This window comes from Streptomyces sp. BV286, from assembly GCF_019090165.1.
In the GTDB taxonomy this organism is placed as follows: Bacteria; Actinomycetota; Actinomycetes; order Streptomycetales; family Streptomycetaceae; genus Streptomyces.
Genome location: NZ_JAHRIB010000031.1, coordinates 34,809 through 61,581, shown reverse-complemented (window position 1 = coordinate 61,581; position 26,773 = coordinate 34,809). Strand labels below are relative to the sequence as shown.

Here is a 26,773-nt window from a genome sequence, read left to right as displayed (position 1 = left end):
TCAATAGCGTCCGTCAGTGTGATCCCGCTGTTGAACCGACGTCAAGTAAGGTGCGGGCATGGCCGCCAACCAGGGGGAGCGCACGCGCCGTCGGCTCAGCACGGGGGAGCGGCGGGAACAACTGCTCACGGTCGGCGCGCGCCTGTTCTCGGAGAGCCCGTACGACGACGTCTGGATCGAGCAGGTCGCCGAACTCGCGGGCGTTTCCCGGGGGTTGCTGTACCACTACTTCCCGACCAAGCGGGACTTCTTCGCGGCCGTCGTGGAGCGCGAGAGCAAGCGGATGCTGCGGGTCACCGCCGCAGTTCCCGGGGTTCCCGTGCGGGAGCAGATCGACGCCGGGCTCGACACCTTCCTGGAGTACGTCGAGAAGCACGCGCACGGCTTCCGCGCCTTCCACCGCGCGGAGGCGGCGGGGGACCGGGCCGTCCGGAAGGTGTACCGGGAGACGCTCGCCGCCCAGCAGCGGCAGATCCTCGAAGCGCTGGCCGCGGACCCCGAGACCGCGTGGACCGAGGAGGACCTGCCCGCGCTGCGGATCGCCGTGCGGGGCTGGCTGGCCTTCATGGCGGCCGCCTGTCTGGAGTGGCTCAAGGAGCCGGGTCTCTCCCGGGAGCAGGTGCGCGATCTGTGCGCACGGGCGCTGCTGGGAGCCGTCAGTCCGTGAGTTCGCCGTCACAAAGGTGCCGCGAGCGGCGCCGCATGGTTGGCGTACACCCCGAACTTCGATAGGTTAGGCAAGGCTTACCTAAGGGAGGTTTTGGGATGGGTGACCGTCACAGCTGGACGGCCGCGCCGACCACGGCGCAGCGTGCCCGGTCGGTGCTCGCCGCGGCGTGGTCCTGCGCGGTGACCGCGGAAGGCGGCCGGGAGGAGTTCATCGGCGTACACACCGTCGCCGACGACGGCCGGGTGCTCCTGCACCTGCCGGACGACAGCATGCTCACCACGGCGGCGATCTGCGCGCCACGCGGAGAGCCGTCCGCCGTCCTCGAGTTCGCCGACGTCGCGCCCGTCCCCGTGCGCAACCGGATCCGCGCGCGCCTGTGGATGGCGGGCTGGTTCGCCGCCGAGGACGGGCATCTGGTCTTCCACCCCACGCGCGCCGTGCTGCGCGAGCCCGGCGGGGCGGTCGTCGTCGACCTCGGCGAGTTCGCCGCGGCCGAGCCCGATCCGCTGGCCCTTGCGGAGGCGCAGCTGCTGACGCACCTGGCCGACTCCCACCCGGACGCCGTCGAGCGGCTGACCCGCCTCGTCGAACGGGACAGTCTGCACGGCGCCGTCCGGGTCCAGCCGCTCGCGGTCGACCGCCACGGACTGACACTGCGCATCGAGCGCGCCCGCGGCCACGGCGACGTGCGGCTGGCCTTCCACCGGCCCGCGGACGACGTCGGACAGCTCACCGAGCGTATGCACGTCCTGCTCACGCAGGCGAGCGCCGCGAGTTGCCCGCGCGCGTTGCAGCGGCAGCGCACGGAAGGCGACGGGTGACGCGAACGCACCCGTCGCGCACCGCGGCAGGGGTCACCAGTCCCCGTCACCGACCGGCTTGCCCGGCGCGTCACCCAGCGGCTTGACCTGCTGGGGCGACGGCGGCTGCCACGGGGTGTGGTCGTCGCCGATCCAGTCGCCGACCGGCGCGACCGCGCCGAGCGCGTCCGTGGGGTCGAGATCCGCGGCGTCCTGGTCGTAGTAGTCGAACCAGGGCAGCCCCGCACGGGTGTAGGCCGCGCGGTCCACGGGAGACGGCGGCGGAGCCTCTCCGGTGATGCGCCGCCACTCGGGCGGGGTCACGAGGTGCACGAAGACACGGCCGGCCGCGGTGGTCGACCAGTCGGACAGCGGGCGGTCGTCCTGGTAGACCTCCTGGCGCATCGAACCGCCGACACCCAGGCCCATCGCCGCCGCGGCCCGGGGTGCGGTCGCCGGGGCGCCCGTCGTGCCACCCGGCTGAGGCATGGCACCGGGCGCGGCCATCGGGGCCGCCATGGGAGCCGCGGCGCCGTAGCCGCCCGTCGCCGTCATGCTCCGTTGACGCGCGGCCGCCTCCGCGAGCCGGCGCTGCTCCTGGCGCCACGCGTGCAGTGCGGCCTCCTTCAGTGGGAACGACTGCAGCTGTACGCCGCCCCACACCTCCTCGCCGGTGACCTGGCCCTCGACGGTGGCGCCCAGCCCGAGCGGGACCGCCACGAACTGACGGACCGTGCCCTTCCCCGAGTTGATGCCGTCGAGCCACGGCTGACGGGGCAGCACCACATAGTTCTGCGGGTCCCGCGCCGGCCGGGAACTCCACGGCTTGCCGGAGACCGCGCACACCTTGCCGACACCCACCTGAAGGGCGGCGGGTTCCGTCGTACCCCCGAAGCTCAGCCACATCGCCTCGCGCAGGTACACCGGCAGCATCACCCCACCGCGCGCCAGCCACTCGGCGGGCACCGTGTCCGGATAGTCCTCCACACGTCGCAGGGGAAAATCGCCCAGCCCCGGAGGCAGCGCGTGCGTACCCGTCTCGGGCAGGCGCAGGGTGCGGATGAACCGGACCCGCACCCCACCCGGCAGCAGCAGTGAGTTCCCATCGATCCGCACGGTGCCGTCGGCCATCCGTACTCCCCTTGTCTCCGCGTGGGCACGTCGCCCGCCGTCGCCGTGCAGCTACGTCACACGGCGCTCAGTACGTCACGTAGCACGACTCGACGGGGCCGGCCGGTTCCGCCGTGAGGGACGCAGACGCCGGCCGAGGCGGTCCAGCCGGGGCATCCGCTCGCGCTGTTCACGGGTGCAGCGGTCCAGTTCCTCCAGGAGCCGGCGCGAGCGGTGCTCCATGTCGAGCTCGTCGAGCATCCGGGTCACCTCGGTCAGTACGGCCCCGTACAGCTGCCACTGCCGTGCGTCCCGCTGTACCTCCTCCAGCAGGAGCTGGGCCAGTTTGTCGCGGGTGGCGGTCGCCGCGATGAGCTCCGAGGCCAGTCGGGCCTCCGCCGACTCCGCGCTGCGGCTGACGTCGGTGGTGACGAGCACGGCGAAACTGACCACCGCGTCACCGACCTCGGACAGGAGCTGCTCGAAGGCAGTCCCGGGCCCCGGCCCGAACAGCGGGTCGGGCGCGCGCTCCTTGGCGAGGTCGGTGAGGGTGCGGGCGAGCACCCGCAGGACCACCGTGCAGATCTCCAGCGTGTCGAGGCCGGTGCGCAGGACGACCCGGTGCAACAGCCCCTCCCGCACGCGCGGATTGAGCCGCACGCTGTCCTCGGCCTGTTTGAGGGCCGCGTCCACGTCGACGATGTCGTGGTCGAGCTGGCGCGCCTCGTGCAGCCTCGCGGCCGCCACGGCCACCGGCGTGCGGCCGGCCGCCTCCTCGCCGACGTGCAGCATCAACCGCCGCATCCGGCGCGCCAGATCCTCGATGGACTCGCCGGCGGCACCGACCCACACCGGGGGAGCGAACAGCAGATTGCAGCCGAGCCCGACCACGGCCCCGATCACCGTCTCCAGGATCCGCGCCCAGGCCGTGTCACCGACCCGGGTGACCCCGAGGACCAGCATCGCGCTGATCGCCACCTCGGGCACGAACTCGCTGACCCGCACCAGGTGCCCGACGGCCAGCGAGGCCAGGATGAGCAGCCCCAGGCTCCACCAGGTCAGCCCCACCAGAGCACTGAAGCCGATGGCGACGAGTACACCGGCCACCACGGCGTTCACACGGCGCACGCCGGTGGTGAGGGTGGCGTAGAGCGTGACCTGGACGACGAGGAGTGCGGTCAGGGGAGCGGTGAGCGGCGCGACTTCGGGGCTGAAACGCAGGGCGACCACGTACGCGACCGTCGCGGCCGCCGCCGATCGGACCGTCTGGACGATCACGGGCTCCTGGCGCCACTTCGCCACCTGGGCACTGCCGGCGGTCCACACTTCACGTACATCTCGCATCCCTGGCCACTTCCCGTTCGACGACCGCACCGAACGTATCCGGAGGGCGCAGCTCCGTGGGTGCCCGGCACCGCCCGGGGCTGCCCAGGAGGAGCAGCGTCATGATCGACTGCCTCCCTCCAAGACTTAACCAAAATCCATTGGCCCTCCATGGATCTGCTACGTAGACTAGGTCATAACCTAGTCACCCTAGGTTTGACTCGGCGCCCACGACCCGTCAGGAGACCCCGCCATGAGGCCGCTCACCGAGCAGGACATCCGCGGTTCCTTCGTCAACTGCTCCAAGGGAGAGGCGAAGAGGCTGGCCATACCCCGGGACCTGGAGGAACGACCGTGGGACGACCTGGACTTCCTCGGCTGGCGCGATCCCGGGGCACCCGACCGCAGCTATCTGGTGACCGAGCGGTCCGGCCGGCTCGTCGGCGTGGCGCTGCGTTTCCCGTCCCGGCAGCGGGGCTTCCTGCACCGCAGCATGTGCTCGCTGTGTCTGACCACCCACCCGGGGAACGGCGTCTCGCTCATGACGGCACGCAAGGTGGGCACGGCCGGGCGCGAGGGCAACTCGGTGGGTGTCTACATGTGCGCCGACCTCGCCTGCTCGCTCTACGTACGCGGCAAGAAGCTGCCCGGTCCGGGATCACGCTTCGAGGAGAGCCTCACCGTGGAGGAACAGATCAACCGCACGACGGACCATCTGTCGGCCTTCCTGGACCGCCTGCAATCCTGACCGGCGGGTCGGCGGGTCGGCGGGTCGGCGGGTTGGCGGGTCGGCGGGTCGGCGGGTCGGCGGGTCGGCGGGTCGGCGGGTCGGCCGGAAGGGCGACGGACGGCGGCGCGTCGGCGCACCGCGGTCCGCCTCGTCCTCGGGCACCGCTACGCGTCGTCGTCGTGCTCCGCGCCGGAGTCGGCGCTCGGGTCCGTGTTCGACAGCCGCAGGGCGAGGGTGCGCAGAAGCTCGGTGCTCTTGATTTCGGAACGGCCCGTGTCATGGATGTCGGCGAGCTCCGAGAACAGGAAGGCGAACGCCCCCACCAGCGAGATCGCCGCGGGCATCAGCGCGTCGATGACGGCCTGTCCCGCCTCGGCGGGGGTCGCGTCACCGGGGACCTCGACCGACGGGAACACCTCGGTCACCAGTCTGCCCAGCTGGGCCTCGCCGGCGTCTATGTCCACCTCAGCGTCCTCGTTGAGCCTGCGCACCATTTCCTGGGTCTCGGTCAGGACGCCGATCGCTCGGAGGATGATCTCGCTCTGTTCCATGCGCCGGAGCCTATGCGCTCCGCTCGGGTTGCGGGTCGAGGTGCGGGGCGTTGTGTCCCGGGTGCGGGTTCGTCGTGACCGGGCGCGCAGTTCCCCGCGCCTTTCAAGGGGCCCGCTTCGCTCGCCCTTTGAAAGGGGCGCGGCATGGAGCCGCCCTCTTTCGTACCCTGTACCGGGGCGACGGGACGGGGTGGGGCGTTATGTCGGAGGAACGGGTCGGACGGATCCTGGAGGCCGCCGGTGTTTCCGCGGGCCGCCTCGTCCAATGCCGTCCCCTCAGTGGTGGGACGTACAACACCGTGGAGGAACTGCTCCTCGCCGACGGCACCCGGTACGTACTGAAGACCCCGCCCCCGCACACCGCCCCCGGTCTGAGTCACGAGCGTGAACTCCTCGTCTCGGAGGCGGAGTTCTACCGGGCGGCCGGCGCGGTCGAGGTGCCCGTGCCGCGCGTGGTGGGTGTCTCCTTCGACGCTGCCGCGCCGACAGGCCGTCATCTGCTCATGACGGCCTGTCCCGGCGACATGTGGGACGAGCGCCCGGCCCCCGACGAACAGGCTCTTCTGCGCGCGGAGTTGGGCCGCCGGGTGGCCCGCCTTCATGAGGTGTCCGGCCCCGGGTTCGGCTATCCGTCCGGCGCGCTCGGCCCGCTGTCCGCCGACTGGCGGTCGGCCTTCACCGGCATGTACGACGCCGTCCTGGACGACGCCCGGCGGTTCGGGGCCTGGCTGCCGCGACCGGTGGACGAGGTGGCCCGCGCGGCCCGGTCCGCGTACGGCGACCTCGACGAGGTCGCCGTACCGCGTCTGGTGCACTTCGACCTGTGGCGGGGGAACATCCTGGTCGAACGCCCGGCGGGCGGCCCGGACCCGGACTCGGCCCGTCACGGTGGACCGAGGATCGGAGGTCTGATCGACGGCGAGCGCATGTTCTGGGGCGACCCCCTGGCGGACTTCGTGTCACTGGCACTGCTCGACGACATCGAGAAGGACCGGGACTTCCTGACGGAGTACCAGGAGGAGGGCGGACGGGCCGAGTTCACCGGCTCGGCCCGTCGTCGGCTGGCCCTCTACCGCAGCTACCTCTACCTGATCATGCTTGTGGAGACGGTCCCCCGTGCCATGGGGGAGCAGCATGACGCCTGGCTCCGGGACGCGGTGGCCCCGGAGCTCGTCGCCGCCCTGGACGAGGTCGCCCGCTGAGCTCAGGCGGCCCTGCGCTGCCTCCCGCGGTGCTCCCGGACGATCTCCGCGTACCGGCGCCCGCTTCCCTTCACCGTGCGGCGCTGCGTCCGGTAGTCGACATGGACGAGCCCGAACCGCTTGTCGTAGCCGTAGGCCCACTCGAAGTTGTCCAGCAGCGACCACGCGAAGTAGCCCGCCAGGGGAGCCCCCTTGCGGACGGCCGAGGCGCAGGCCGCCAGGTGCTGTTCCAGGTAGCGGGTGCGCTCGGGATCGTCGACCGTGCCGTCCGGGCGTACGACGTCGGGATAGGCGGAGCCGTTCTCGGTGACGTACAGCTTTCGGGCGCCGTAGTCGTGTGTGAGGCGCAGCAGCAGATCCTCGATGCCGGAGGCGTCGATCTCCCAGTCCATGCCTGTGCGAGGTACGCCGTCGCGGTGGACGGCCCGGGCGTACGGGGCCGGGCCCGCCGGGTCGTCGGCGACGGCGGACGGGAAGTAGTAGTTGAGCCCGAGCCAGTCCAGGGGCTGGGCCATGGTCGCCAGGTCACCCGCCCGCTCGGGCAGTTCGACGCCGTACACCTCACGCATGTCGGCCGGAAAGCCGCGGCCGTGGACCGGGTCGAGCCACCAGCGGTTGGTGTGGCCGTCCATGCGCCGGGCCGCCGCGATGTCCTCGGGGCGCTCGGTGGCGGACTCGACGCTGGAGAGGTTGTTGACGATGCCCACCTGGGCGCCGGGGGCCGCGGCGCGGATCGCCTGGACGGCGAGGCCGTGGCCGAGGAGCAGGTGGTACGAGGCGCGGACCGCCGCCGTGAGGTCCGTCAGGCCCGGGGCCATCCGCCCCTCCAGGTGACCGATCCAGGCCGAGCACAGCGGCTCGTTGAGCGTCGTCCAGTGCTGGACGCGGTCGCCGAGGCGCTCGGCCACGACGGCCGCGTACGCGGCGAGGTGGTACGCGGTGTCGCGCTCGGGCCAGCCGCCCCGGTCCTGGAGCACCTGCGGAAGGTCCCAGTGGTAGAGCGTCACCGACGGCGTGATGCCGGCCTCCAGGAGGCCGTCGACCAGCGCGTCGTAGAAGTCGAGCCCTTTGGCGTTGGCCGGACCGTCGCCGCCGGGCACGACCCGCGGCCAGGCGACCGACAGCCGGTAGGCGTCGGTCCCCAGCTCCTTCATGAGGGCGATGTCCTCGCGCCACCGGTGGTAGTGGTCGCAGGCGACATCGCCGTGGTCGTCGCCGTCCACCTTCCCCGGCGTGTGGGAGAAGGTGTCCCAGATGGAGGGCGAACGGCCGTCCTCGGCCACGGCACCCTCGATCTGGTACGCCGAGGTGGCCGTGCCCCACACGAAGTCCTGGGGGAGTGCGGCGAGGTCGATGGTCACAGAGGTCCTCTCGGCGGAAGGCGGATAGGTGGGGCGGAGCGAGTCGGTCACTTGACGGCCCCGGCGGTGAGTCCGGCGACCAGATAGCGCTGGAGCAGCAGGAACCCGGCGACCACGGGGACGCTCACCACGAGCGAGGCGGCCATGACCTGATTCCAGTACACGTCGTTCTGCGTGGCGTATCCCTGGAGGCCGACGGCGAGCGTGCGGGTGGTGTCGTTGGTCATCACCGACGCGAACAGCACCTCGCCCCACGCGGTCATGAACGCGTACACGGCGACCGCGACGATCCCGGGAACGGCGGCGGGCACCACGACCCGGAAGAGCGCGCCGAGCGGCCCGCAGCCGTCCACCATCGCGGCCTCGTCGAGATCGCGCGGCACCGACTCGAAGTAGCCGATCAGCATCCAGATCGAGAACGGCAGCGAGAACGTCAGATACGTGAGGATCAGGCCGGCCCGCGAGCCGAAGAGCGCGATGCCGGTGGCGTTGCCGATGTTCACGTAGATCAGGAAGAGCGGGAGCAGGAAGAGGATCCCGGGAAACATCTGGGTGGACAGCACGGTCACGGTGAAGAGGCGCTTCCCGCGGAACCGGTAGCGGCTCACCCCGTACGCGGCGAAGATCGCGATCACCACCGAGCAGACCGTCGCCGCGCCCGCCACGATCAGCGAGTTGACGAAGTACTTCGCGAGCGGAACGGTCGACCAGATGTCGATGTAGGGGCGGACCGTCAGGCCGCTCGGCAGCCAGCGGAACTCGCCCGACACGTCCTGCAGCGGCTTCAGCGAGCTGGACACCATCACGTACACCGGCAGCAGGACGAAACCGGTGAGCAGGGTGAGGAAGATCCGGCGCGACCACAGGAAGGAGCGTGGCGCGGCCATCGGCGAGCGGGGCGCGCTCATGGACGTTCTAGGCATCGGAGGCGCTCCGTCCGCGCGAGGTCAGGGCCAGATAGACACCCGTCACGACCAGCAGGAACAGCAGGAGCAGTACGGACATCGCCGACCCCGTCCCGAAGTTCCACGTCACGAACGACGACTGGTAGATGTGGATCGAGATCAGGTCGGCGGCCTCCGGAGCCGCCTTGCCGAACAGCACATAGGGCGTGTTGAAGTCGTTGAACGTCCACAGGAAGAGCACCAGGACCAGCACCTGGTTGACCGGACGCAGCGACGGCAGGGTGACGCGGCGCAGCTGCTGGAGCATTCCGGCCCCGTCGATCGAGGCCGCCTCGTACAGCTCCCTGGGGATGTTCTGCAGGCCCGCCATCACGATGAGGAAGGCGAACGGCCAGCCCTTCCACACGGACACGACGAGCAGCGCGACGAAACTGTTGTCGCCGATCAGCCAGAAGGACGGACTGTCGGTGAGGCCCAGCTGGTCGTGCAGCACGTGGTTCACCAGGCCGTTGTCGCGCTGGAACATGAACGCCCAGGTGATGACGGCCGCGTAGACGGGCAGCGCGTAGGGGACGAGGAAGACCGCGCGCAGGAAGCCGCGGCCGCGGAACGACTCCTGCATGTACACCGCGGCCGTCGTGCCGAGCAGCCAGCACAGGCCGACGGAGAGCACGGTGAAGGCGCAGGTCACGAAGAAGGAGTGGAGCAGCGCCTCGCCGACGGGCGCGTCGAAGTCCACGGAGAGGCGGTAGTTGTCGAAGCCCGCCCAGGGCGCGGCGCCCCAGTCGCGGATGTAGAACTGCGTGAGCTCCTTGAAGCTCATGACGATGCCGATCACCATCGGCACCAGATGGACGAGGAGTTCGAGGAGCAGGGCGGGCAGCAGGAACAGATACGGCAGGGCCACACGGCGTACCCGCCCGGTGCGGCGGCGCGGGGTGGGCCCCGCCGCACCGGGCAACGCCCGCTTCCCGACCGCGGGTTCAGCGGTCACGGTCATGGAGCGCTCACTTCTTCGGCATCTGCTGCTGGGCCTCGGAGAGCTTCTCCTTCACCGAGGCGGTCGTCACCGGCCGCCCGGCCGCCGCTTCCGCGAAGAGCTCCTTCACGGCCGTGCCGACCGCCGTCTCGAACTGGGACTCGTTCGGAACCTGGGGCAGGGGGGCGGCGCTCCGGGCGAGGGTGTCCCGGATCACCTTCAGGGCGGGGGTGTTGAACGCGGGGTCCTCCTGGGCCGCCTTGACCGGAGGGATGGACCCGTACGTCCTGTTGAGCGTCTTCTGCTCGGCGTCGCTCGTCATGAACTTCACGAACTTCAGTGCGCCGTCGGTGTTGTCGGTGTTCTTGAAGACGGCCATGTTGATGCCCGCCACCATCGAGTTGACGGCCGTGCCGTCGCCCGGAGCGCCGGACCGGACCGGCACCGGTGCGACCCCCCACTCGTCGTCGCTCATCCCGTGGGCCTTGAGCGTGGCCGCGGCCGTCTGCCACATCACCATCGCCGTCTTGTCCTTGGCGAAGTCCTTGAGGGACTGGTTCTGCGCGTACTCGGCGTTGCCGGGTGCGACGACCTTGTCCCGGCCCATCAGGTCGACGTACTGCTTGACCGCCGCCACGGCACCGTCGGAGGTGAAGTCGGGCTTGCCGTCGGCGTCGAAGAAGTCGGCGCCGTGCTGCTTGCCGAGGACGAAGACGTGGTGGATGTTCTCCGACGGGTTCGCCCCCTCGGCGCCCAGCGCCCACTTGCCGTCCTTGGAGATCTTCTTCCCGTCGGCGACCAGTTCGTCCCAGGTCGCGGGCGGCCCGGAAATCCCGGCGTCCTCGAACATCTTCTTGTTGTAGTAGAGGGCGTACGCCATCGAGTAGAGCGGAACGGCCGCCGGGTCCGAGCCGGTCGCCCCCGCGGAACCGAGCGCCGACTCGACGAACCGGTCGCGGCCGCCGATCCGGTCGAAGTTCTTGTCGTCCCACGGCAGCAGGGCCCCCGTCGCCTGGAGGGAGGCGGACCAGGTGTTGCCGATGTTGAGGACGTCGGGGCCCTGGCCCGACGTGGTCGCGGCGAGAATGCGGTTGAGGAGATCGGACCAGGGGATGACCTCCAACTTCACCTTGATGCCGGTCTGTTGCTCGAACTTCTTGAGCTCGGGCGTGAGGATCTTCTTGTCGGCCTCGATGCTCGGGCCCTGGTTGGAGGCCCAGTAGGTGAGCGTCTTCGGCGAGTCGTTGGACCCGCCGTCCGTCGACGAGCCACCGCCGCAGGCGGTCACGGCGGCCAGCAGTGAGACGGTGACCGCGCTCGCGGCGGCGGCTCGGGTTCTGCGCATGACGTCGGACGTCCCTTCCGGAGGGAGAGCAGGAGGGCGCCGAACGTTCACTTCCCGAACGCCCTCACGGCTTAATTTAGGACGTGAGTTAAGACCCGGAAGGAAGTCGCGTCAAGGGATCGCGCAGCTGTATCTTGCAGGTCGGGGGTCCGGCGGGAAGGAACCACATGGCGGGGCGGAACGGGCGCACGGTACGTGACCTGCGAAGGGGCAATCGCACGGCCGTGCTGAGACGGCTCTACTTCGACGGACCGATGAGCCGCTTCGAGCTGGGACCGGCCACCGGGCTGAGTTCCGGCTCGATCAGCAACGTCGTCGCCGAGCTCGTCGCCGACGGTCTGGTGGAGGAGGCGGGCAGTGTCGACTCCGACGGCGGCCGGCCCCGCACCCTGCTCCGGGTCGCCCCGGCCAGCGGCCACATGATCGGCGTCGACGTCGGCGAGACGCGTGTGCGGGTCGAGCTCTTCGACCTCACCCTGACCGAACTCGCCCGCACGGAAAGGCCGTTGGAGCACCAGGGTTACGACGTCGACGTCATCGTCGGCCACATCCGGGACGGCGTCGCGGAGGTCCTCGCCGCCGCCGACGTCGCGCCCGAGCGCCTGCTGGGTGTCGGCATCGGCGTACCCGGCATCGTGGAGCGCACCGCGGCCGAGGGTGCCGTGGTGCACGGCCAGACCATCGGCTGGCCGTCCGTGCCGCTGGAGTCCCGCCTCCGTGCCGCGTGCGGGCTGCCGGACTCCGTCCCGTACTTCACCGACAACGGCGCCAAGACCCTCGGCCAGGCCGAGATGTGGTTCGGCGCCGGACGCGGCGCGCACAACGCCGTCGTGGTCCTCTTCGGCTCCGGCGTCGGTGCCAGCCTCGTCTCGGACGACGTGGAACTGGGCCGGGCCGTGGAATGGGGACACCTCACGGTACGGGTCAGGGGGCGCCGCTGCCGCTGCGGGGCGCTCGGCTGTCTGGAGGCGTACGCCGGGGCGGAGGCCCTGCTGGAGCGCTGGGAGGAGGCGGGAGGACGCCCGCCGCGAGGTGTCGACGAGGAGACCGCGCTGACCGCCATGCTCGCCGCCGCCTACCCGGCCGAGGGCACACCGGCCGACCCGGTGGCGCTGGCCGTGCTGGAGGAGACGGCCGAGTACCTGGGCGCGGGTCTCTCCGACCTGATCAACCTCTTCCAGCCGGAACGCATCCTCATCGGCGGCTGGGCCGGCCTCCAGCTGGGCTCCCGCTTCCTGCCCGCGGTACGGGCCCACGCCGTCTCGTACGCACTGCGCCACCCGGCCGAGAAGGTGACCATCGAGCTCGGTGCCCTCGGCCCGGACGCGGTCACGGTCGGCGCGGCGATCCTTCCGCTGGCCGACTTCTTCGCGCACGGCGGACGACGGGCGGGCACGGGGCCGGGGGACGCACCCCCTCCAGCGTGGCGTACGGCCATCGAGGAACGCGCTCCCCACTGACGCCCGGGGGTTTGGCGGGGCCTGACGGCAGGTACCCGCACCCTGGCCGACAAGCGGTTTTCGCCGCACGACGAGGGGAGCGCCATGAGTGAATACGGGACCAGGACGCCCGAGGAGGACGGCCCCGTACCCCGGGACCTGCCGGACCAGCAGGCCCAGGAGGGCGGGGACCGCTGGGACATCACCCCCGCCGACCCGGGACAGGACAAGGACTCCGACGACGGGCCGAAGGCGAAGACGGACACCGGAGTCCCCGAGACCGACGAGGCGGGTACGGGCCGGCAGCCCGACGCGGACTCGAGCACCGTTCACCCCGAGGACCCCGAGCCGCAGGAGTCTCCCGCCTGAGCCGTCAGACAGGCCCGAGCCGGCCCGAGCCTGCCCGTGGCCGGTCACGCCGTGGTGCGCGCCCTCTCGCGGAGGCGGCTCAGGCGAAGGCGTCGACGCCGGTGAGTTCCGCCGACAGGGCCCACAGACGGGCCGCGGACGCCGGGTCGATCGCGTAGTCGCGGACACCGCCGCGCTCGCCGTCGGCATGGGCGGCTTCGGCGATGTCGCAGTCCTCGCAGTAGACGCCGCCCATGCCGGTCAGCTGCGGAGAGGTCGCCGCCCACACCTGGGTGGCCGCCCCCTCCTCGGGGCTCTTGAAGGCCTCGGGGACGAGCACGACGCCGTTCTCGTCGATCCAGCCGCGCTCGACCATCTCCTCCTTGGCGAGGTGCCGCTGGAGCGGGGTGAGGATGCCACCCGGGTGCAACGAGAAGGCCCGTACCCCGGAGTCCTGGCCGAGAGCGTCGAGCTGCACGGCGAACAGGACGTTGGCCGTCTTCGCCTGCCCGTACGCCTCCCACTTGTCGTAGCCCCGGCGCCAGTGCGGGTCGTCCCAGCGGATGTCGGACAGGTGGTGGCCCCCCGAGGAGACGGACACGACCCGGGCGCCGCCGGGGGCGATCGCCGGCCAGAGCCGGTTGACCAGCGCGAAGTGACCCAGGTGGTTGGTCGCGAACTGGGCCTCCCAGCCGGGCCCGACACGGGTCTCGGGGCAGGCCATGATCCCGGCGTTGCCGATGAGGACGTCGATGGTGCGGCCCGAGGCGAGGAACCGGTCCGCGAACGCCCGGACGCTCTCCAGGTCGCCGAGGTCGAGCTCGTCCACCTCGACGCCTTCGAGGCCCGCGACCGCCTCCTCGGCGACCGCGCGGCGCCGCGCTGGAACGACAACCCGCGCGCCGGCCCTGCTGAGGGCGCGTGTCGTCTCCAGGCCGAGCCCTGAGTAGCCGCCGGTGACGACCGCCAGCTGTCCCGTGAGGTCCAGGCCCGAAAGGACGTCGTCCGCGGTGCTCCGGTGGCCGAAGCCCGAACCGATCTTGTGCTGTGCAGTGTTCATGCCGCCGACGCTACGAACTGGAGTGCGCTCGAAGTCAAGCGGACGGGAGCCGAACGGCCCGACCGCCGCACGTGGCGTGCGGGGCCGGCGGTCCGCCGCTCCACGGGGGCATGGAAAAGGCCCCGACCGGACGGGGGAATCACGGTCGGGGCCGTCTGTGGGTGGCCACGGATGGCGGTCGCCTCTCGGCGGGGTGCTCCACAGGGCTTCAGCCGAACGATCGTCCCTGTGGGCGGAGAATGAGGCTCGGGGACACTGTCCCATCCGCACCCACAGCTGATTTAACGGGAAACTACTGGCGGGTGTTCCCAGCTCGGACCGGTGTCACTCGTGATCTGTGTCACGGTCCGTCGCGTCAGGCCGTGCGGGACACCGGCCCCGCGGCGGTCAGCCGCCCGGTGCCAGAGGGCTTCCCGACAGCGAGGCGAGGAGATGGGCCGGGTCCCGGTACACGGCGCTCGCCCCGGCCTTCTCCAGGTCGGCGCGCGGAATGCCGCCGCACAGCACACCCACGCAGAGGACACCCGCCCGCGTGCCCGCACGCATGTCCCAGACCGTGTCGCCGACGAAGACCGAGCGCTCGGCCGAGGCCCCGACGAGCTCCAGGGCGTGCTCCACCGGATCGGGCGCGGGCTTCCCGTCGTCCACGTCGTCCGCGCTCGCCGTCGCCCTGATGACGTCGTCCGCGCCGATGGCCCGCCGGAGCGCGCCGAGCTCCGCCCCGCCGGCGGACGTGGCCAGCACGACCGCCCAGCCGTCGCGGTCGAGACGCCGCAGCAGATCCGCGGCTCCCGGCAACGCGGGCAGCCGCTCGAAGTACGTGCCGTACAGGGTCTTGTGCGCGGCACTGATCGTGTCGTCCTCCCCGGTGTCCCGCCCGTCGCCCAGCAGATGCGCGACCAGATCGTCGGAGCCGAGGCCCACCGCCCGGTGGACGGCATGCATCGGCACGTCGTGCCCGGCCTGCCGGAACGCCTCCCACCAGGCCGTCACATGGAGGTGGTTGGTGTCGACGAGAGTGCCGTCCACATCGAACACGGCCGCCCGCTTCATACGTCGTCCCTTCGCCGCGGTACCGCATGGTCCAAGATCTCCGGGTACCTCGTCAGGGCGCCCGCACGCCCGACGGAGTCACCCGATCCCGCGCCCAGGCCAGCAACTCCGGCGCCGACCAGGTGGTGACCACGCGCTCCGGCGGCACCCCGCACTCCTCGGCCCGCGCACATCCGTACACCTGCCATCCGAGCTGTCCGGGCGCGTGCGCGTCGGTGTCCACGGAGAACAGCGTGCCCGCCGCGACCGCCCGGCGGAGCAGGCGCCGCGGTGGATCCAGCCGCTCGGGCCGGCTGTTGATCTCGACCGCCGTGCCCGTTTCGGCACAGGCGGCGAACACCTCGTCCGCGTCGAACTCCGACTCCGGCCGCCCACGCCCCGTGACCAGCCGTCCCGTGCAGTGCCCCAGCACGTCCGACCGCGGATCCCGGACGGCGGCGACCATCCGGCGTGTCATCGCGGGCGCGCTCATCCGCAGTTTGGAGTGCACCGACACCACGACGACGTCCAGCCGGTCCAGCAGTTCCGGCTCCTGGTCCAGGGAGCCGTCGTCGAGGATGTCGCACTCGATGCCGGTGAGCAGCCGGAAGGGTGCCCAGCGCTCGTTCAGTCCGGCGACCACGTCCAGCTGCTCGCGCAGCCGCTCGGGCGAAAGACCGCGGGCCACCGTGAGACGTGGCGAGTGGTCCGTGAGGACCGCCCACTCGTGCCCGAGCCGTGCCGCGGTACGGCCCATCTCCTCGATGGGGCTGCCGCCGTCCGACCAGTCCGAATGCAGATGGCAGTCGCCCCGCAACCGCCCCGCCAGCTCCTCGCCGCCCCGGACGAGAGGCTCCTCGGCCTCCCCTTCCAGCTTCTCCAGATAGCCCGGGACCTGCCCGGCCAGCACCTCGCGCACCACCTGCGCGGTCTTCGGCCCGATGCCCTTCAGCGACTCCAGCGACCCCTCGGCCGCCCTTCGGGCCACCTCGTCGGCGGACAGCCCCGAGACGACGCCCGCCGCCGTGCGGAACGCCCGTACGCGATAGGTGGGAGCGAGGGACCGTTCCAGCAGGAAGGCGATACGGTCCAGCGCCTCGGCCGGGTCCATGGCTCCAGCGTGGCGCAGCCCGCCCGGGTCCGCACGGCGGCCGACGGAGGCGCCGTGTGCCACCATGAACTGCGAACCTCGTACGGACGCCGCCACGCCGGCGCCGCCGAATGCCACTACTACCGACAGCGCCGCCCGGGCAGGCTTATCGGCGGCACGCGTGTGGAACCGGTGGGATCATGACTGAAATCTCAAGCCCTCACATCTCGCACCCGCGGATCACGGTGCTGGGCGTCCAGCCCGGCGATCCGCCCTTCCGCATCGTGGAGATCGACGGTGCCGTCATCGGTGAGGCCAAGAGCTTCACGGACGTCCTGATGGCCGCCGCGGCGTACGGCATCCCGGTGCACGACGCCGACGACCCGGAAGTGGTGCGCTGGGTCGGCGGCGACAAGCTCACCTGGCACCTGCGCTAGCACCTGCGCCGGCCCTTCCGGGCGACGGGAGAGGGGCATCGCACGCCGCCCCGGCCCGGCTCTCCCGACCGGCTCGGGGCCCTCCCGACGGGAACACGCCCAACACGCCCTCCGCGGCACGTGCGACCCTGCCCTGCTGCCCTGCTGCCCTGCGGACGTCTGCCCCTGGCGCCCTGCCGCCCTGCTGAGCGGACGTCTGCCCCTTGCGTCGGTCACCGTGCCCGGCAGCCGAGGGCGATTGCAGAGCCCGGCCAACTGCCTGCCCTGGCCGCCTGCCCTGGCCGCCTGCCCCGGCCACCGGTCCCGGCCATCGGTCCCGACCGTCAGTCGTCGGCGGCCGGCGTGGGCGAGCCCGCCGTCGCCCGTGCCCCGACCGCGCGCAGCCGTCCCGGAGGGGAGAGTTCCGCCCTGCGGCGGCGCGTCCGGGTGAACCGCAGGGGGAGCGCGTTGACCTGCACTTTTCGCGCCGTGGTGAGCCGTCGCAGGTGGCGCGGCTGCGCGCATCGGCAGACCCCGGAAGCCGACCTCGGCGGCGCATGGGGCGACTCCCACGAGGGCATTTTGATCTTGCCGGTCGCCGGTGATCACGGCCCGGCCCGGATCTCCACGGCTTGTCCCTCCCTCGTACGACAGGAGTCGTCTTGTTCCGTCGCCTCGCCCTGCCCGCCGCCGCGCTCGCCGCCGTCGCTCTCCTCGGCGCCGCACCCGCAACGGCCGCGCCCGCCGCGGGCTCCGTGTGCTTCTGGACCGGCGCCGGCCAGCACGGCACGTCCTGGTGCTACACACCACCGGGCTATACGGACGTACCGGAATCCCTGCGGGACAAGGCGGCCTCCTTCCGGTCGGACGCCGACACCGCCGTGTACGCCATCGACTGGGCCCGCGGCACCTGTTACCACCGCTTGATCCGCGCCCACGACCTCGCCGACAACTGGGCCTGGGGAGCCAGACTCGACGGGGTGTCCGACACCACGATGGGCTGCGAGGTCGGCTGAGCCGTGCGACTTCCCCGCGCCCTGTGCGCCGCTGTGCTCGTCGTGGCGGTGCTGAGCGGATGCGCCACCACGACGGACGCAGGAGACGACCGGCCCGCCCTGCCGAGGACCGAGCGGGAGCGGGACGACCTCATCAAGGCAGCCCAGCAGTTCCTCGTCGAACGGTGCCTGGCCGATCGGGGACTGTCCCCGGAGCGTGCTTTCGGCAGAGGGCCGGACGAGGGCACGGACGACGGCACGGGCGACGGGGACCGACGCCTGCAGGGAGCCCTCTTCGGCAGAGGCCGTCCTGAGCTGGCCGTCACCCTCCCCACCGGTTACACCGTCAGGGCGCACACCGATGGCTGCCTGGCCGCCGCCCACCGTGAGCTGTACGGGGACGAGCGGCGCTGGTTCCGTGCCCAGGTCGTCGTGAACAACCTCCGTACCGAGGCCCGCCGGCTCATGAAGGACGACCCCGACTACCGCGTGGCGCACGCCCGTTGGGTCCGCTGCGCCACACCCGCCGAAGGACCGAGACCCGATCGGCCCGATCCGGACGCAGCCGATCGTTGCGCCCGGGAGAGCGGCCTCGACGAGGTGCGTGCCCGGCTCGAACCCGGCCTGATGGCCCGGGTCCGTACCCACCGGCACGACCAGTTGACCACCTACCGGCAGCTGCGCACCCGCGCGCTGCACCGTGCGGCGGATCTGTACGCCGCACGGACCGTTCCGGAAAACCGACAGAAAGGCAGTACCCCTTCGTGATCATCAAGCGCTTCGCCCTCTCCGCCGCCGCGGCCGTCCTCGCCCTGAGCGGCGGTCTGGCCCTGGCCGCGCCCGCCGGTGCCGCCAGCTGCCCCAGTGGCGACTTCTGTGTCTGGGAGAACGCGAACTTCGCCGGGCAGCGGGCCAACTGGTCCGGCGACGACGGCTGGTGGGAGAGCTGGATCGCCGACACCGACTCCTCCTGGGCCAACCACGGCATCTCCGGCCCCGGCGTCAAGGACCACGTCCGGGTGTACGAGAACGCCTGGCAGGGCGGCGCCATGACGATCTGTCTCACCCCGGGACAGGAGGTCGGGTACAACGGCGTGGCCAACGACCGCGGAGACTCCCACACGTGGGCCATGCGGTGCTGACACCACCGGGAGTCGCGTCCGGCACGTGACCCGAGGAGGGGAGTGGCACGCCCGGGACGATCGGGCGTGCCACATGACACACGGGTCAGGTGACGCGCGTGCGGTGCTCGCCGCGGGACGGGAAGCGCCGGGGCCGAAGCAGCCGAGCCCGGCCGGGTGACCCCGGCCGGGCCCTTCCGCGGCCGGCTTCCCGCATGAGCCGGCCGTCCCCCGGCGGTGGCCGGATGTCCCGCCTCCTCAGCCGGTGGTCCACTTCTGGTTGGCCGCGCCCGTGCAGGTCCACAGCTGTAGCCGGGTGCCGTTCGCCGAGCTGTTGCCCGTCACGTCCAGGCACTTGTCGGCCTGTGGATTCACGATGTCGCGTGCCGCGGTGACCGTCCAGCGCTGGTTGGGCCCGCCCGAGCAGTCCCACAGCTGGACCGTCGAGCCGTCGGCGGTGCCGTTGCCCGTGACGTCCAGACACTTGCCCAGTGCCCGGATCGACCCGTCGGCGGCCACGGTCCACTGCTGGGCCGCGGTGCCGTTGCAGTCGTAGAGCTGCACGGGGGTGCCGTTGGCTGCGCTCGCCCCTGCCACGTCGACGCACTTTCCCGCGAGCCCCCGGACGGGTGTGCCGCCACCCGCGCCGTCCCCCGTGGTCACCTTCACCTCGTCCACGACGAGCTGGTTGGGGAACACGGTCGAACCGTCCGGATCGCCCGGCCAGTAGCCGCCCACCGCGAGGTTGAGGATCAGGAAGAACGGCTTGTCGAACACCCATTGCCGGCCGCCCAGGTCGGCGGGCGTGCGCCGCTGGTAGACCGTGCCGTCCACGGACCAGGTGATCGCGCCGGGCGACCAGTCGACGGCGAAGGTGTGGAAGGCGTCGGCGAAGGCCTGGCCGCCGGGCAGCGAGTAGGCGGCGCCGATGCCGCCGGAGCCGGAGTACCCGGGGCCGTGCAGGGTGCCGTGCACGGTCGAGGGTTCGAAGCCGACGTTCTCCATGACGTCGATCTCGCCCGAGTTGGGCCAGCCGACCTGCCCGATGTCGTTGCCCAGCATCCAGAAGGCGGGCCACATCCCCTGCCCGCGCGGCACCTTCAGCCGGGCCTCGACCCGACCGTGCGTGGTGGTGAACCTGCCCGCGGTGTTGAGGCGGGCCGAGGTGTACTCGCAACGGCCGTACCAGCACTGGTAGTTGTTCGGGTTCTCGCGGCGGGCCGTGATCACCAGGTGGCCCTGGCCGTCCAGGGCCGCGTTGCGCGTGCCGGACGTGTAGTACTGCCGTTCGTGGTTGTTGACGTTGTCGCCGGTCTCGAGCTGCCATTTCGAGGAGTCGACGGCGGCGCCGGCGGGACCGTCGAAGGTGTCCGAGAACGTCACCGCGGCAGCGGCCCTCGGTGTGGGGGGCACCTGAGAGTGAGCCGTCCGTACGGGATCCGCCTGGGCGGGACCGACCGCGGCGGAGGCGAGGAGTACGGCGGACAGGGTGGCGAGGAGGCATCTGCGGAGCAGACGTGGTGAACCCACGACTCTCCCTTCCGTACGGCCGCCTTGTGGGGGGACGGGCCGACTGAGGTGGGGGGTACGCGCTTCGCCTCTTGATTTAAGGAGTGAAGGAAGAAGGCGTCAAGACCTTGGTCCGGACCATCTGTTCACGGCGTGACGCCGTCCTTCAGGCCTTGCAGTTCATCGGGCTTCGGGCCGCGGGCCGCGGGCCACTTCGGTCCCGGCCCTCGGTCCCGGCCCCCCACCTCACGTCGACGCCGCCGTGCTGTCACGCCTTTCGGTCGAGCCGCCGCGGATGAACCGCCCGGCTCAGCCGCCGGCCGAGGAGCAGATAGCCGACCAGCGCGCCGGTGGTGTTGAGGATGACGTCGTCGATGTCGAAGGCGCGTCCGGTGATGAGCGCGCCCTGCACCAACTCGACCAGCAGCATCACCGTCGCGGTCAGCAGGATCACCCGCAGGATGCCGCGCGTCCCGGGAACGAGGATGGGCAGCAGCACACCGAAGGGGACGCCGAGGAGGAGATTGCCGCCGATCTGCTTGAACGCGTCCCGCAGTTCGGGCTGGTCCAGATAGGCGCTGAGTGAACGGCCCGGGCGGAGATTGCTGTGGATCAGCGCCTCGGAGGCCGGTGAGGGCTGGAGTGTGATCTTGGCCAGTGCGGCGGCGAAAGCCACCATGGCCGCGAAGGCGACCAGCATGACCAGGAGGCGCACCACGAGGGGCGGCCGCTTTCGCTCGCGTGGGACCTGCGAGGACCGGCGGCCGGACTTCCCGTCGCCGGAGCGGGACTTCGGGGTCCGAGGGTCCGACTTCTTGGTTCCGGAGCCTGACGTGGAGCGGAACCGAAAGGCGGTACGTGGGCGTAGCGCTGCGCGAGCCATGCAACCCTCCATTTTTCAACTGTGGTCCGGTGAAGCCTGTTACCCCCGAAGTGGCCGGGGATGCGGGCGGTGAAAGCGTCCGGGAACCCGCCCTCCGAGCGCTTCGCGACGCCACCGGTCACCCGCGGGGCGGACCGCTTGGCGAAGCTCGCTCGGGGGCCGCCGTGACGCGCTGCGTTCCGCGCAACGGCGACCGGGGGGCAGGGCCGTTCGCGGGAGCGGCCCTGCCCGGAGCGGCGGTTCTGCCCGGCGTCACCGCCAGGTCGTGGTCACCGGTCCGGGAGGGCCGCCGTGCGGAGGGCGCCCTGCCGAGGGCTCATGTCCCGTACGTCACGCGCACCTCCTTGAAGCCCAGAGAGCCCAGCAGCCCCTTGAGCATGCTGGTGGTGTTCTCCTCGGCGCGGGCGGTCAGTTCGCTGTCCTTCGCGGCGTCACCGATGTGCCGGGCGGCGAGCCGCTGGACGGCCCGCTCGTCGTTCGGGTTGTCGGAGAAGACGTCGCCGAGCCGGTCGAGGAGACCGCGCTGCTTGGAGACGGCATACGACTGGTCGGGGTCGAGAGCGGGCTTGCCGAGGGCCGCGTGGGGGAGATTGAGGGTGGCCGACGTGCGGTCCTTGTTGACCTTCACGTCCTTCTCGCGGAGCTTTCCGAGGTCGACGTACGCGTCGACGGTGCCCGCGCCCACGTACAGGGTGCGGGTGCCGCGGACCGCGTCCGGCAGGTACTTGGTGTCCTTCTCCAGATCCACCACCACCTGGAAGTTGCCGGAGGCGGCGTCGTAACGGCTGATGTCCTGGATGGACTTGAGGAGCGTGGGGCCCGTCCGGTCGTGGGTGTCCTCGCGGAACACGTCGCCCAGCCCGGGCAGTACGCTCAGCCGCAGACCTGCGAAGAGCACCACCAGAACCAGTACGACGGAGCTCACGATCTTCGCCCATCCGGGCATGCGCTTCAGGGACGTCGTCATGTGGACCGTCCTCCTTCCCCCTTTGCTTGTGCCCCTCAAATGCCGCGGCAGACCGTTCCGTTGGCCGGATGGTTGACCCTGGGACGATGTGGGCGGCGGACGGGGGCGCGGCCCGGCGTCCAGGGCGTGTCAGGAGTGTCCGGCCGGCGCCGGGCCACCTCCTGGCCCTCTGTCACCGTCCATCGCGTGAACACGCCCGTGGCCGGTCAGCCCCGTCCTGCTCCCGCCGGTGGACCGGACGGTCCCCGGAGGGCCGTGACCACCAGACGCCTTCGCCCTGGGTGAGTCCGGGCAGCCGCAGCTCGATGTCGCGCACGTGCCGGGCGGGAACCTGCCCCGTGACCAGCCACGAAGCGCCGCCGCCCGTGATCTCCTCCACCTCCGCCGCGCAGGAGGCGAGCCGGGCCGTGACGGGGGCGAGCGCGTCGAGGGGCAGTTCGGTCTCGAAGGAGTGGTACGGCTCGTACACCTGGGTTCCCGCGTGCTCCAAGGCGCGGCGCAGTACCACCGGCGTGAGCCCGCGGAAGTCGCCCGCCGTGCTGATCGGCCCGACGAAGCCGGAGCGGACGAGTGTGACCAGGCAGTCCGTCACGGGCCGCCCGTGCGGGCCGCCGGCGAGGAGAGTGGCGTGCACGGTCTCCTCGATGGCCTGGTGGAAGGCGCGGGGTAGGGCGCCGAGTTCGGTCTCGTACGTGAAGACGGTCCCGCTGCCGAGGGGTCCCGGCTCGACGCGAAGGCCGATCGTCGCCCAGAAACCGGTGTGACCGTGCCGCTGGATCTCCTCGCAGGCCTCACCGGTGCCCACCGGACGCTCCAGGAACCGGATCCGGCTCGGCTCGAACTCGGCCTCGATGCCGAAGTCCGCCAGGAGTGTCGCGGCGAGGACCTCCTTCTGCACCTCGCCGTACAGGAGCAGCGCGGTGCTGCCCGACGGCCCCGGCCGCGCGTGGATCAACGGGTCCTGGTCGGCGAGGGCGAGCAGGGCCGAGCGCAGCGGCGCCGCGCGCTCGGGCCGGCGGGCGCGGACCACGGTCTCCAGGGTGGGGGCGGCGAACTGCGGGGCGCGGTCCGGGCCCCGTCCGAGGCGGTCGCCGACGCGGATGCCGGGCAGGCCGGTCACCGCGGCGATGTTGCCGGCGGTGAGCGGGCCCGGACGCCCCACCACGTCGAGGCCGAGGGCCCGGCCGGGTACCTCCGTCTCCCCGCCGCCCGCCTCCCGCCGCAGGAACGTGAGGTGCTGCCGCCGTGTCACCTCGCCCTCGAACAGGCGGAGGTAGGCGGTTCGCCCACCGTCGGCACGGGTGCGTACCGCGAAGACCGTGCCGCGCGGCTCCACCGTGTCCGGCGCGGCGGGCGCCGGTTGCGCCGGTTGCGCCGGGACCAACCGGATCAGGGCCTCGACGAGTTGGGGGATGCCCTGGCCGCCGAGCGCCGATCCGAAGAGGACCGGATGCAGTGAGCCGTCGGCGGTTCGCGCGGTGAGTGCCGCTCGCAGTTCGTCGGCGGTCGGCGGCGGGCCGTCCACGACCGCCGCGAGGACGGCGGGGTCGGCCTCGGCGAGCACCTCCGTCGTACGCGGTCCGTCGACAGGGCGTGGTACGACCTCGGCGTGTGCGGTGCCGATGTCGCGCACGCCCGTGAGCGGGACGATGTGCGGGGTCAGCCTGCGCCGGATGTCGTCGAGCAGGCCCTCCTCGCGAGCGCCGGGGCGGTCGATCTTGTTCACGAGGACGAGTGTGGGCAGCCGGAGCCGCCGCAGGGTCTTCATGAGCACGCGGGTCTGGGCCTGCACGCCCTCCACGGCGGACAGCAGCAGCACCGCTCCGTCGAGGACCTGCAGGGCTCGTTCGACCTCCGCGATGAAGTCGGAGTGCCCGGGGGTGTCGATCAGGTTGATCTGTACGTCCCCGGCCGTGAACGCGGCGACCGCCGAACGGATGGTGATGCCGCGCTGCCGCTCGATCGCGCCGTCGTCCGTACGGGTGTCGCCCGCGTCGACGCTGCCGAGCCGGTCGATGGCACCGGCGTCGAAGAGCAGCCGCTCGGTGAGGCTGGTCTTACCGGCGTCGACGTGCGCCAGGATGCCGATGTTCAGGGTGCGTGAAGTCCCCGCTGCGTACGGGGTGTGCAAGGAATGCATGGGTGGTCGAGTCCTCGAGAACTGTCGTCCGGCGGGGGCGAGGGGTTCCGAGGAAACGGCGCATTCGTGCTCCTGGGGCAGGCAAGGGGTGAAGGGCCATCATGGCCCGTCCGTGCGGCCCGGGCGCAACCGGTTTTCCGTCCGGGACGGCCGGAGCCGCAGGGGCTCAGGTCGCCGGGACGGGGGAGGTCATAAGGACTCCGAGGCGGCCTCGGGGCGGTCGAGGGCCTCGTCCAGGCTCGACAGCGGCGGCATGACCTCGACGAGCCCCGTGACGTGCAGGATGCGCAGGGTCAGCGGATGGGTGCACACCAGGTGCAGCCGGCCGCCGTGGGCGAGGACCCGGCGCCTGGCCCGGTACAGCAGACGCAGGCCCGAGCAGTCGAAGAACTCGATGTGCCGCAGGTCGAGGACGACCTGGGCGGCCGGGCGTCCCGTCGCCGCGTCCAGGGCCGGGATGATGTCCAGCGCCGCGATGATGTCGATCTCGCCGTGGAACTCCAGCACGGTGTGTCCGCGGTCCTCGTGCACGCGCAGATGCGGAGAGAGCGGCGCAAAGTCGTGGCGCACGACGACATCACCTCCTACCGGGTCACCGGGGCCAGGGTGACGTCGTTCCGTGAGCGTGGAAGCGGCATGGCACGGCGGCGGGCCGCTCCACCGACCCTCACTCAGCAAGTTACCCTCGTTGGAGCGAATTTCAGCATGTTCGATTGACATATGTCTGTCATTTAAGAGACGTGTCGCGATCCGGATGCGCCCCGTGGTGCGCCCCCGGCTCCTAGGACAGCGCCTGCCATGCCTTCGAGAGCGCCTGCCGGAACTGGTCCGTCTGGTGCGCGGTGAGATCGCCGACCATCCGCTCCTCCAGCCGCCGTACGGGCTCGGCGTGCCGTGCGAGCAGATCGCGGCCAGACTCGGTGAGAAGGATCAGCAGCTCGCGGCGGTTGCGCGGATTGCGCTCGCGCCGTACGAGACCGCGGGTCTCCAAGGCGCGGACCACGTCGGCCACGGACTGCGCCGTCACGAACGAGTCCCGGGCGAGCTGCGCCGCGGACAGGCCGTCGTGCCGCTCCAGGACGGTGAGCGAGGTGTACTGCAGCGCTGTGATCCCCGCCGGCTTCAGCAACTCGTCAAGGTGGGAACGCACGACGAGTTCGACCTGCTTGACCATGTAGAGGAGCGACGGGGGTGCCTTGGTGACGACCATGGGTTCAGCCTAAGGCATTGACAGGAAACCTGTCTGTAATGAGACTGCGGACCAACAGGAATCCTGTTTGTTGAAATCTTGGCGATCAAAGCTGAGGAGTGGGCAATGACGACCACCTTCGAGAGTGGCCCCGGGCAGCTGTTCATCGGCGGACAGTGGCGCGAGGCGGCCGACGGGGCGCGTACCGACGTGATCGACCCGTCCACGGGGCAGGTGGTCACGACCGTCGCCGAGGCGGGCGCGGTCGACGTCGACGCCGCGGTACGGGCCGCACGCGACGCCTTCACCAACGGCCCCTGGGCCGGCCTGAGCGGCCGCGAGCGCGGACGGGTGCTGCACCGGGTGGCGGAGCTGATCCGGGAGAACGCCGACGACATCGCGGCCCTGGAGAGCCGGGACGTCGGCAAGCCGATCACGCTGTGCCACGCCGTCGACGTGACGAACGCGGCCAACGACTACGAGTACTACGCCTCCCTCGCCTGGACCCTGGACGGCGCGACCCGCGACACCCCGCTCGACGGTCTCGCCTACACCCGGCGCGGCCCGATCGGCGTGGTCGCCGCGATCACGCCCTTCAACTTCCCGCTGATCCTCTCCGGCTCGAAGATCGCCCCGGCCCTGGCGGCGGGGAACACGGTCGTGCACAAGCCCGCCGAGGAGACCCCGCTCAGCGCCCTCTACATGGCCGGCCTGCTGAAGAAGGCAGGTGTGCCGGACGGTGTCTACAACGTCGTCACCGGCACGGGGCCGGTCGCGGGAGAGGCGCTGCTGCGCAATCCCGGCATCGACAAGATCGCCTTCACCGGGTCGACGGCGGTCGGCCGGCACGCGGCGAGCATCGCGGGCGAGGGCCTGAAGCCGGTCACCATGGAGCTCGGCGGCAACGCGGCGCACCTCGTCTTCGAGGACGCCGACGTGGAGAAGGCCATCGGCGCCGTCATCAAGGGATTCGTCTTCAACACCGGCCAGTTCTGCATGGGCGGACCACGTCTGCTCGTCGCGCGCCCGCTGTACGACACCGTGGTCGGCATCCTCGCCGACGCCGTCCCCGGCGTCCCGGTCGGCGACCCCCGCGATCCCGGGACCGTCGTCGGGCCGATGGCGGGCCTGCGGCACCTGGAGAAGGTCGAGGAGTACGTCGAACTGGCCCGCAAGGAGGGCGGTCGCATCGTGTGCGGCGGTGAGCGCCTCGACCTGAACGGCGGCTTCTACTACAAGCCCACCGTCATCGCCGGCCTGGCGAACGACTCGCGGGTCGTCCAGGAGGAGATCTTCGGTCCGGTCCTCACCGTGCAGCCCTTCGACTCCGAGGACGAGGCCGTCGAACTGGCCAACTCCACGCCGTACGGCCTGGCTTCGGGCCTGCAGACCACCGACCTCGCCCGAGCGCACCGCGTCGCCGACAGGCTCCAGGCGGGCATCGTGTGGATCAACGACTGGGCGATGCTCGACCCCGCGGTGCCCTTCGGCGGGGTCAAGGCCTCCGGCTTCGGCCGTGAGTACGGGCCCGAGGGCCTCGCCTCCTACACCAAGGTCAAGTCCGTCGTCGTCTCGCTCGGCTGAGCGGCCCCGCAGGTCCACCATCGA

The 26,773-nt window shown here is 71.4% G+C and carries 27 protein-coding genes; 11 read left to right on the top strand and 16 right to left on the bottom strand.

The window, feature by feature from the left end:
- Positions 1–58: 58 nt before the first annotated feature.
- Together KUF83_RS04795 and KUF83_RS04790 are read left to right on the top strand one after the other, a co-directional pair.
- Positions 59–667 carry a TetR/AcrR family transcriptional regulator gene (locus tag KUF83_RS04795; protein WP_217453268.1) on the top strand — a complete coding sequence of 203 codons (609 nt, stop codon included), beginning with the start codon at positions 59–61 and terminating at the stop codon, positions 665–667.
- Positions 668–765: 98 nt separating this feature from the next.
- A complete protein-coding gene (locus KUF83_RS04790; protein WP_217453267.1) occupies positions 766–1,491 on the top strand; it encodes a DUF2470 domain-containing protein in 726 nt (241 codons plus the stop codon).
- A 33-nt stretch (positions 1,492–1,524) separates the two neighbouring features.
- On the opposite strand, the gene KUF83_RS04785 is transcribed toward KUF83_RS04790, so the two are convergent.
- Together KUF83_RS04785 and KUF83_RS04780 are read right to left on the bottom strand one after the other, a co-directional pair.
- Complete coding sequence (locus tag KUF83_RS04785; RefSeq protein ID WP_217453266.1) at positions 1,525–2,601, bottom strand: hypothetical protein; 1,077 nt, start codon at positions 2,599–2,601, stop codon at positions 1,525–1,527.
- Positions 2,602–2,676: 75 nt separating this feature from the next.
- Entirely contained in the window at positions 2,677–3,924 is a 1,248-nt protein-coding gene (locus tag KUF83_RS04780) for an aromatic acid exporter family protein (RefSeq protein WP_217453265.1), read from the bottom strand.
- Positions 3,925–4,156: 232 nt separating this feature from the next.
- Between KUF83_RS04780 and KUF83_RS04775 the strand changes: the two genes are divergently transcribed.
- Positions 4,157–4,651 (top strand): FBP domain-containing protein, encoded by a 495-nt coding sequence (locus tag KUF83_RS04775; protein WP_217453264.1) that lies wholly within the window; start codon positions 4,157–4,159, stop codon positions 4,649–4,651.
- Between the two features lie 146 nt (positions 4,652–4,797).
- Here KUF83_RS04775 and KUF83_RS04770 read toward each other — a convergent pair whose 3' ends face one another.
- The gene (locus KUF83_RS04770; protein ID WP_217453263.1) at positions 4,798–5,184 is read right to left on the bottom strand and encodes a hypothetical protein; all 387 of its coding nucleotides are present in this window, start codon (positions 5,182–5,184) and stop codon (positions 4,798–4,800) included.
- Positions 5,185–5,384: 200 nt separating this feature from the next.
- Here KUF83_RS04770 and KUF83_RS04765 point away from each other — a divergent pair, with 200 nt between their 5' ends.
- Positions 5,385–6,386: a phosphotransferase family protein gene (locus KUF83_RS04765; protein ID WP_217453262.1), complete on the top strand. Its 1,002-nt coding sequence runs from the start codon at positions 5,385–5,387 to the stop codon at positions 6,384–6,386.
- 2 nt (positions 6,387–6,388) lie between these two features.
- Here the strand turns inward: KUF83_RS04765 and KUF83_RS04760 are convergent, their stop codons facing one another.
- Genes KUF83_RS04760 through KUF83_RS04745 form a run of 4 tightly spaced genes read right to left on the bottom strand, consistent with a single transcriptional unit; the run spans position 6,389 to position 10,976 of the window.
- Positions 6,389–7,747 carry a GH1 family beta-glucosidase gene (locus KUF83_RS04760; protein ID WP_217453261.1) on the bottom strand — a complete coding sequence of 453 codons (1,359 nt, stop codon included), beginning with the start codon at positions 7,745–7,747 and terminating at the stop codon, positions 6,389–6,391.
- 47 nt (positions 7,748–7,794) lie between these two features.
- Positions 7,795–8,655: a carbohydrate ABC transporter permease gene (locus KUF83_RS04755; protein WP_217453327.1), complete on the bottom strand. Its 861-nt coding sequence runs from the start codon at positions 8,653–8,655 to the stop codon at positions 7,795–7,797.
- 7 nt (positions 8,656–8,662) lie between these two features.
- A complete protein-coding gene (locus tag KUF83_RS04750; protein WP_217453260.1) occupies positions 8,663–9,652 on the bottom strand; it encodes a carbohydrate ABC transporter permease in 990 nt (329 codons plus the stop codon).
- Positions 9,653–9,659: 7 nt separating this feature from the next.
- Positions 9,660–10,976, bottom strand: a complete 1,317-nt coding sequence (locus tag KUF83_RS04745; protein WP_217453259.1) for a sugar ABC transporter substrate-binding protein — start codon at positions 10,974–10,976, stop codon at positions 9,660–9,662.
- Between the two features lie 167 nt (positions 10,977–11,143).
- Here KUF83_RS04745 and KUF83_RS04740 point away from each other — a divergent pair, with 167 nt between their 5' ends.
- A complete protein-coding gene (locus tag KUF83_RS04740) occupies positions 11,144–12,436 on the top strand; it encodes an ROK family transcriptional regulator (RefSeq protein ID WP_217453258.1) in 1,293 nt (430 codons plus the stop codon).
- 84 nt (positions 12,437–12,520) lie between these two features.
- Complete coding sequence (locus KUF83_RS04735; RefSeq protein ID WP_217453257.1) at positions 12,521–12,784, top strand: hypothetical protein; 264 nt, start codon at positions 12,521–12,523, stop codon at positions 12,782–12,784.
- A 79-nt stretch (positions 12,785–12,863) separates the two neighbouring features.
- Here the strand turns inward: KUF83_RS04735 and KUF83_RS04730 are convergent, their stop codons facing one another.
- From KUF83_RS04730 to KUF83_RS04720, 3 genes are all read right to left on the bottom strand, one after another.
- On the bottom strand, positions 12,864–13,823 hold the full coding sequence (locus KUF83_RS04730; RefSeq protein ID WP_217453256.1) for an SDR family NAD(P)-dependent oxidoreductase: 960 nt from the start codon (positions 13,821–13,823) through the stop codon (positions 12,864–12,866).
- Between the two features lie 387 nt (positions 13,824–14,210).
- Complete coding sequence (locus tag KUF83_RS04725; protein WP_217453255.1) at positions 14,211–14,876, bottom strand: HAD family hydrolase; 666 nt, start codon at positions 14,874–14,876, stop codon at positions 14,211–14,213.
- A gap of 52 nt (positions 14,877–14,928) precedes the next feature.
- Entirely contained in the window at positions 14,929–15,966 is a 1,038-nt protein-coding gene (locus tag KUF83_RS04720) for a PHP domain-containing protein (RefSeq protein ID WP_217453326.1), read from the bottom strand.
- A 179-nt stretch (positions 15,967–16,145) separates the two neighbouring features.
- Here KUF83_RS04720 and KUF83_RS04715 point away from each other — a divergent pair, with 179 nt between their 5' ends.
- The 4 genes from KUF83_RS04715 to KUF83_RS04700 all read left to right on the top strand — a co-directional run bounded on the left by KUF83_RS04715 (position 16,146) and on the right by KUF83_RS04700 (position 18,498).
- The gene (locus tag KUF83_RS04715) at positions 16,146–16,382 is read left to right on the top strand and encodes a hypothetical protein (protein ID WP_217453254.1); all 237 of its coding nucleotides are present in this window, start codon (positions 16,146–16,148) and stop codon (positions 16,380–16,382) included.
- Positions 16,383–17,023: 641 nt separating this feature from the next.
- Positions 17,024–17,377 (top strand): hypothetical protein, encoded by a 354-nt coding sequence (locus KUF83_RS04710; RefSeq protein ID WP_217453253.1) that lies wholly within the window; start codon positions 17,024–17,026, stop codon positions 17,375–17,377.
- A gap of 3 nt (positions 17,378–17,380) precedes the next feature.
- The gene (locus KUF83_RS04705) at positions 17,381–18,124 is read left to right on the top strand and encodes a hypothetical protein (protein ID WP_217453252.1); all 744 of its coding nucleotides are present in this window, start codon (positions 17,381–17,383) and stop codon (positions 18,122–18,124) included.
- A gap of 2 nt (positions 18,125–18,126) precedes the next feature.
- Positions 18,127–18,498 carry a peptidase inhibitor family I36 protein gene (locus KUF83_RS04700; RefSeq protein WP_217453325.1) on the top strand — a complete coding sequence of 124 codons (372 nt, stop codon included), beginning with the start codon at positions 18,127–18,129 and terminating at the stop codon, positions 18,496–18,498.
- 237 nt (positions 18,499–18,735) lie between these two features.
- On the opposite strand, the gene KUF83_RS04695 is transcribed toward KUF83_RS04700, so the two are convergent.
- From KUF83_RS04695 to KUF83_RS04670, 6 genes are all read right to left on the bottom strand, one after another.
- Positions 18,736–20,007 carry a ricin-type beta-trefoil lectin domain protein gene (locus KUF83_RS04695; protein WP_217453251.1) on the bottom strand — a complete coding sequence of 424 codons (1,272 nt, stop codon included), beginning with the start codon at positions 20,005–20,007 and terminating at the stop codon, positions 18,736–18,738.
- Between the two features lie 247 nt (positions 20,008–20,254).
- Complete coding sequence (locus KUF83_RS04690) at positions 20,255–20,869, bottom strand: VanZ family protein (protein ID WP_217453250.1); 615 nt, start codon at positions 20,867–20,869, stop codon at positions 20,255–20,257.
- 316 nt (positions 20,870–21,185) lie between these two features.
- Positions 21,186–21,836, bottom strand: coding sequence for a DUF4230 domain-containing protein (locus tag KUF83_RS04685; protein ID WP_217453249.1), 651 nt, complete (start codon positions 21,834–21,836; stop codon positions 21,186–21,188).
- A gap of 172 nt (positions 21,837–22,008) precedes the next feature.
- The gene (gene otr(A) / locus KUF83_RS04680) at positions 22,009–23,976 is read right to left on the bottom strand and encodes a tetracycline resistance ribosomal protection protein Otr(A) (protein ID WP_217453248.1); all 1,968 of its coding nucleotides are present in this window, start codon (positions 23,974–23,976) and stop codon (positions 22,009–22,011) included.
- A gap of 189 nt (positions 23,977–24,165) precedes the next feature.
- Positions 24,166–24,546 carry an anti-sigma factor antagonist gene (locus KUF83_RS04675; RefSeq protein ID WP_308402915.1) on the bottom strand — a complete coding sequence of 127 codons (381 nt, stop codon included), beginning with the start codon at positions 24,544–24,546 and terminating at the stop codon, positions 24,166–24,168.
- Between the two features lie 211 nt (positions 24,547–24,757).
- Positions 24,758–25,186, bottom strand: coding sequence for a MarR family winged helix-turn-helix transcriptional regulator (locus tag KUF83_RS04670; RefSeq protein ID WP_217453246.1), 429 nt, complete (start codon positions 25,184–25,186; stop codon positions 24,758–24,760).
- A gap of 105 nt (positions 25,187–25,291) precedes the next feature.
- Here KUF83_RS04670 and KUF83_RS04665 point away from each other — a divergent pair, with 105 nt between their 5' ends.
- On the top strand, positions 25,292–26,749 hold the full coding sequence (locus KUF83_RS04665; RefSeq protein WP_217453245.1) for an aldehyde dehydrogenase: 1,458 nt from the start codon (positions 25,292–25,294) through the stop codon (positions 26,747–26,749).
- Positions 26,750–26,773 lie beyond the last annotated feature (24 nt).

Coding starts and splice junctions, on each gene's coding strand:
- KUF83_RS04795 (WP_217453268.1), top strand. CDS start 59: ATGGCCGCCAACCAGGGGGAGCGCACGCGCCGTCGGCTCAGCACGGGG.
- KUF83_RS04790 (WP_217453267.1), top strand. CDS start 766: ATGGGTGACCGTCACAGCTGGACGGCCGCGCCGACCACGGCGCAGCGT.
- KUF83_RS04785 (WP_217453266.1), bottom strand. CDS start 2,601: ATGGCCGACGGCACCGTGCGGATCGATGGGAACTCACTGCTGCTGCCG.
- KUF83_RS04780 (WP_217453265.1), bottom strand. CDS start 3,924: ATGCGAGATGTACGTGAAGTGTGGACCGCCGGCAGTGCCCAGGTGGCG.
- KUF83_RS04775 (WP_217453264.1), top strand. CDS start 4,157: ATGAGGCCGCTCACCGAGCAGGACATCCGCGGTTCCTTCGTCAACTGC.
- KUF83_RS04770 (WP_217453263.1), bottom strand. CDS start 5,184: ATGGAACAGAGCGAGATCATCCTCCGAGCGATCGGCGTCCTGACCGAG.
- KUF83_RS04765 (WP_217453262.1), top strand. CDS start 5,385: ATGTCGGAGGAACGGGTCGGACGGATCCTGGAGGCCGCCGGTGTTTCC.
- KUF83_RS04755 (WP_217453327.1), bottom strand. CDS start 8,655: ATGAGCGCGCCCCGCTCGCCGATGGCCGCGCCACGCTCCTTCCTGTGG.
- KUF83_RS04750 (WP_217453260.1), bottom strand. CDS start 9,652: ATGACCGTGACCGCTGAACCCGCGGTCGGGAAGCGGGCGTTGCCCGGT.
- KUF83_RS04745 (WP_217453259.1), bottom strand. CDS start 10,976: ATGCGCAGAACCCGAGCCGCCGCCGCGAGCGCGGTCACCGTCTCACTG.
- KUF83_RS04740 (WP_217453258.1), top strand. CDS start 11,144: ATGGCGGGGCGGAACGGGCGCACGGTACGTGACCTGCGAAGGGGCAAT.
- KUF83_RS04735 (WP_217453257.1), top strand. CDS start 12,521: ATGAGTGAATACGGGACCAGGACGCCCGAGGAGGACGGCCCCGTACCC.
- KUF83_RS04730 (WP_217453256.1), bottom strand. CDS start 13,823: ATGAACACTGCACAGCACAAGATCGGTTCGGGCTTCGGCCACCGGAGC.
- KUF83_RS04725 (WP_217453255.1), bottom strand. CDS start 14,876: ATGAAGCGGGCGGCCGTGTTCGATGTGGACGGCACTCTCGTCGACACC.
- KUF83_RS04720 (WP_217453326.1), bottom strand. CDS start 15,966: ATGGACCCGGCCGAGGCGCTGGACCGTATCGCCTTCCTGCTGGAACGG.
- KUF83_RS04715 (WP_217453254.1), top strand. CDS start 16,146: ATGACTGAAATCTCAAGCCCTCACATCTCGCACCCGCGGATCACGGTG.
- KUF83_RS04690 (WP_217453250.1), bottom strand. CDS start 20,869: ATGGCTCGCGCAGCGCTACGCCCACGTACCGCCTTTCGGTTCCGCTCC.
- KUF83_RS04685 (WP_217453249.1), bottom strand. CDS start 21,836: ATGACGACGTCCCTGAAGCGCATGCCCGGATGGGCGAAGATCGTGAGC.
- KUF83_RS04670 (WP_217453246.1), bottom strand. CDS start 25,186: ATGGTCGTCACCAAGGCACCCCCGTCGCTCCTCTACATGGTCAAGCAG.
- KUF83_RS04665 (WP_217453245.1), top strand. CDS start 25,292: ATGACGACCACCTTCGAGAGTGGCCCCGGGCAGCTGTTCATCGGCGGA.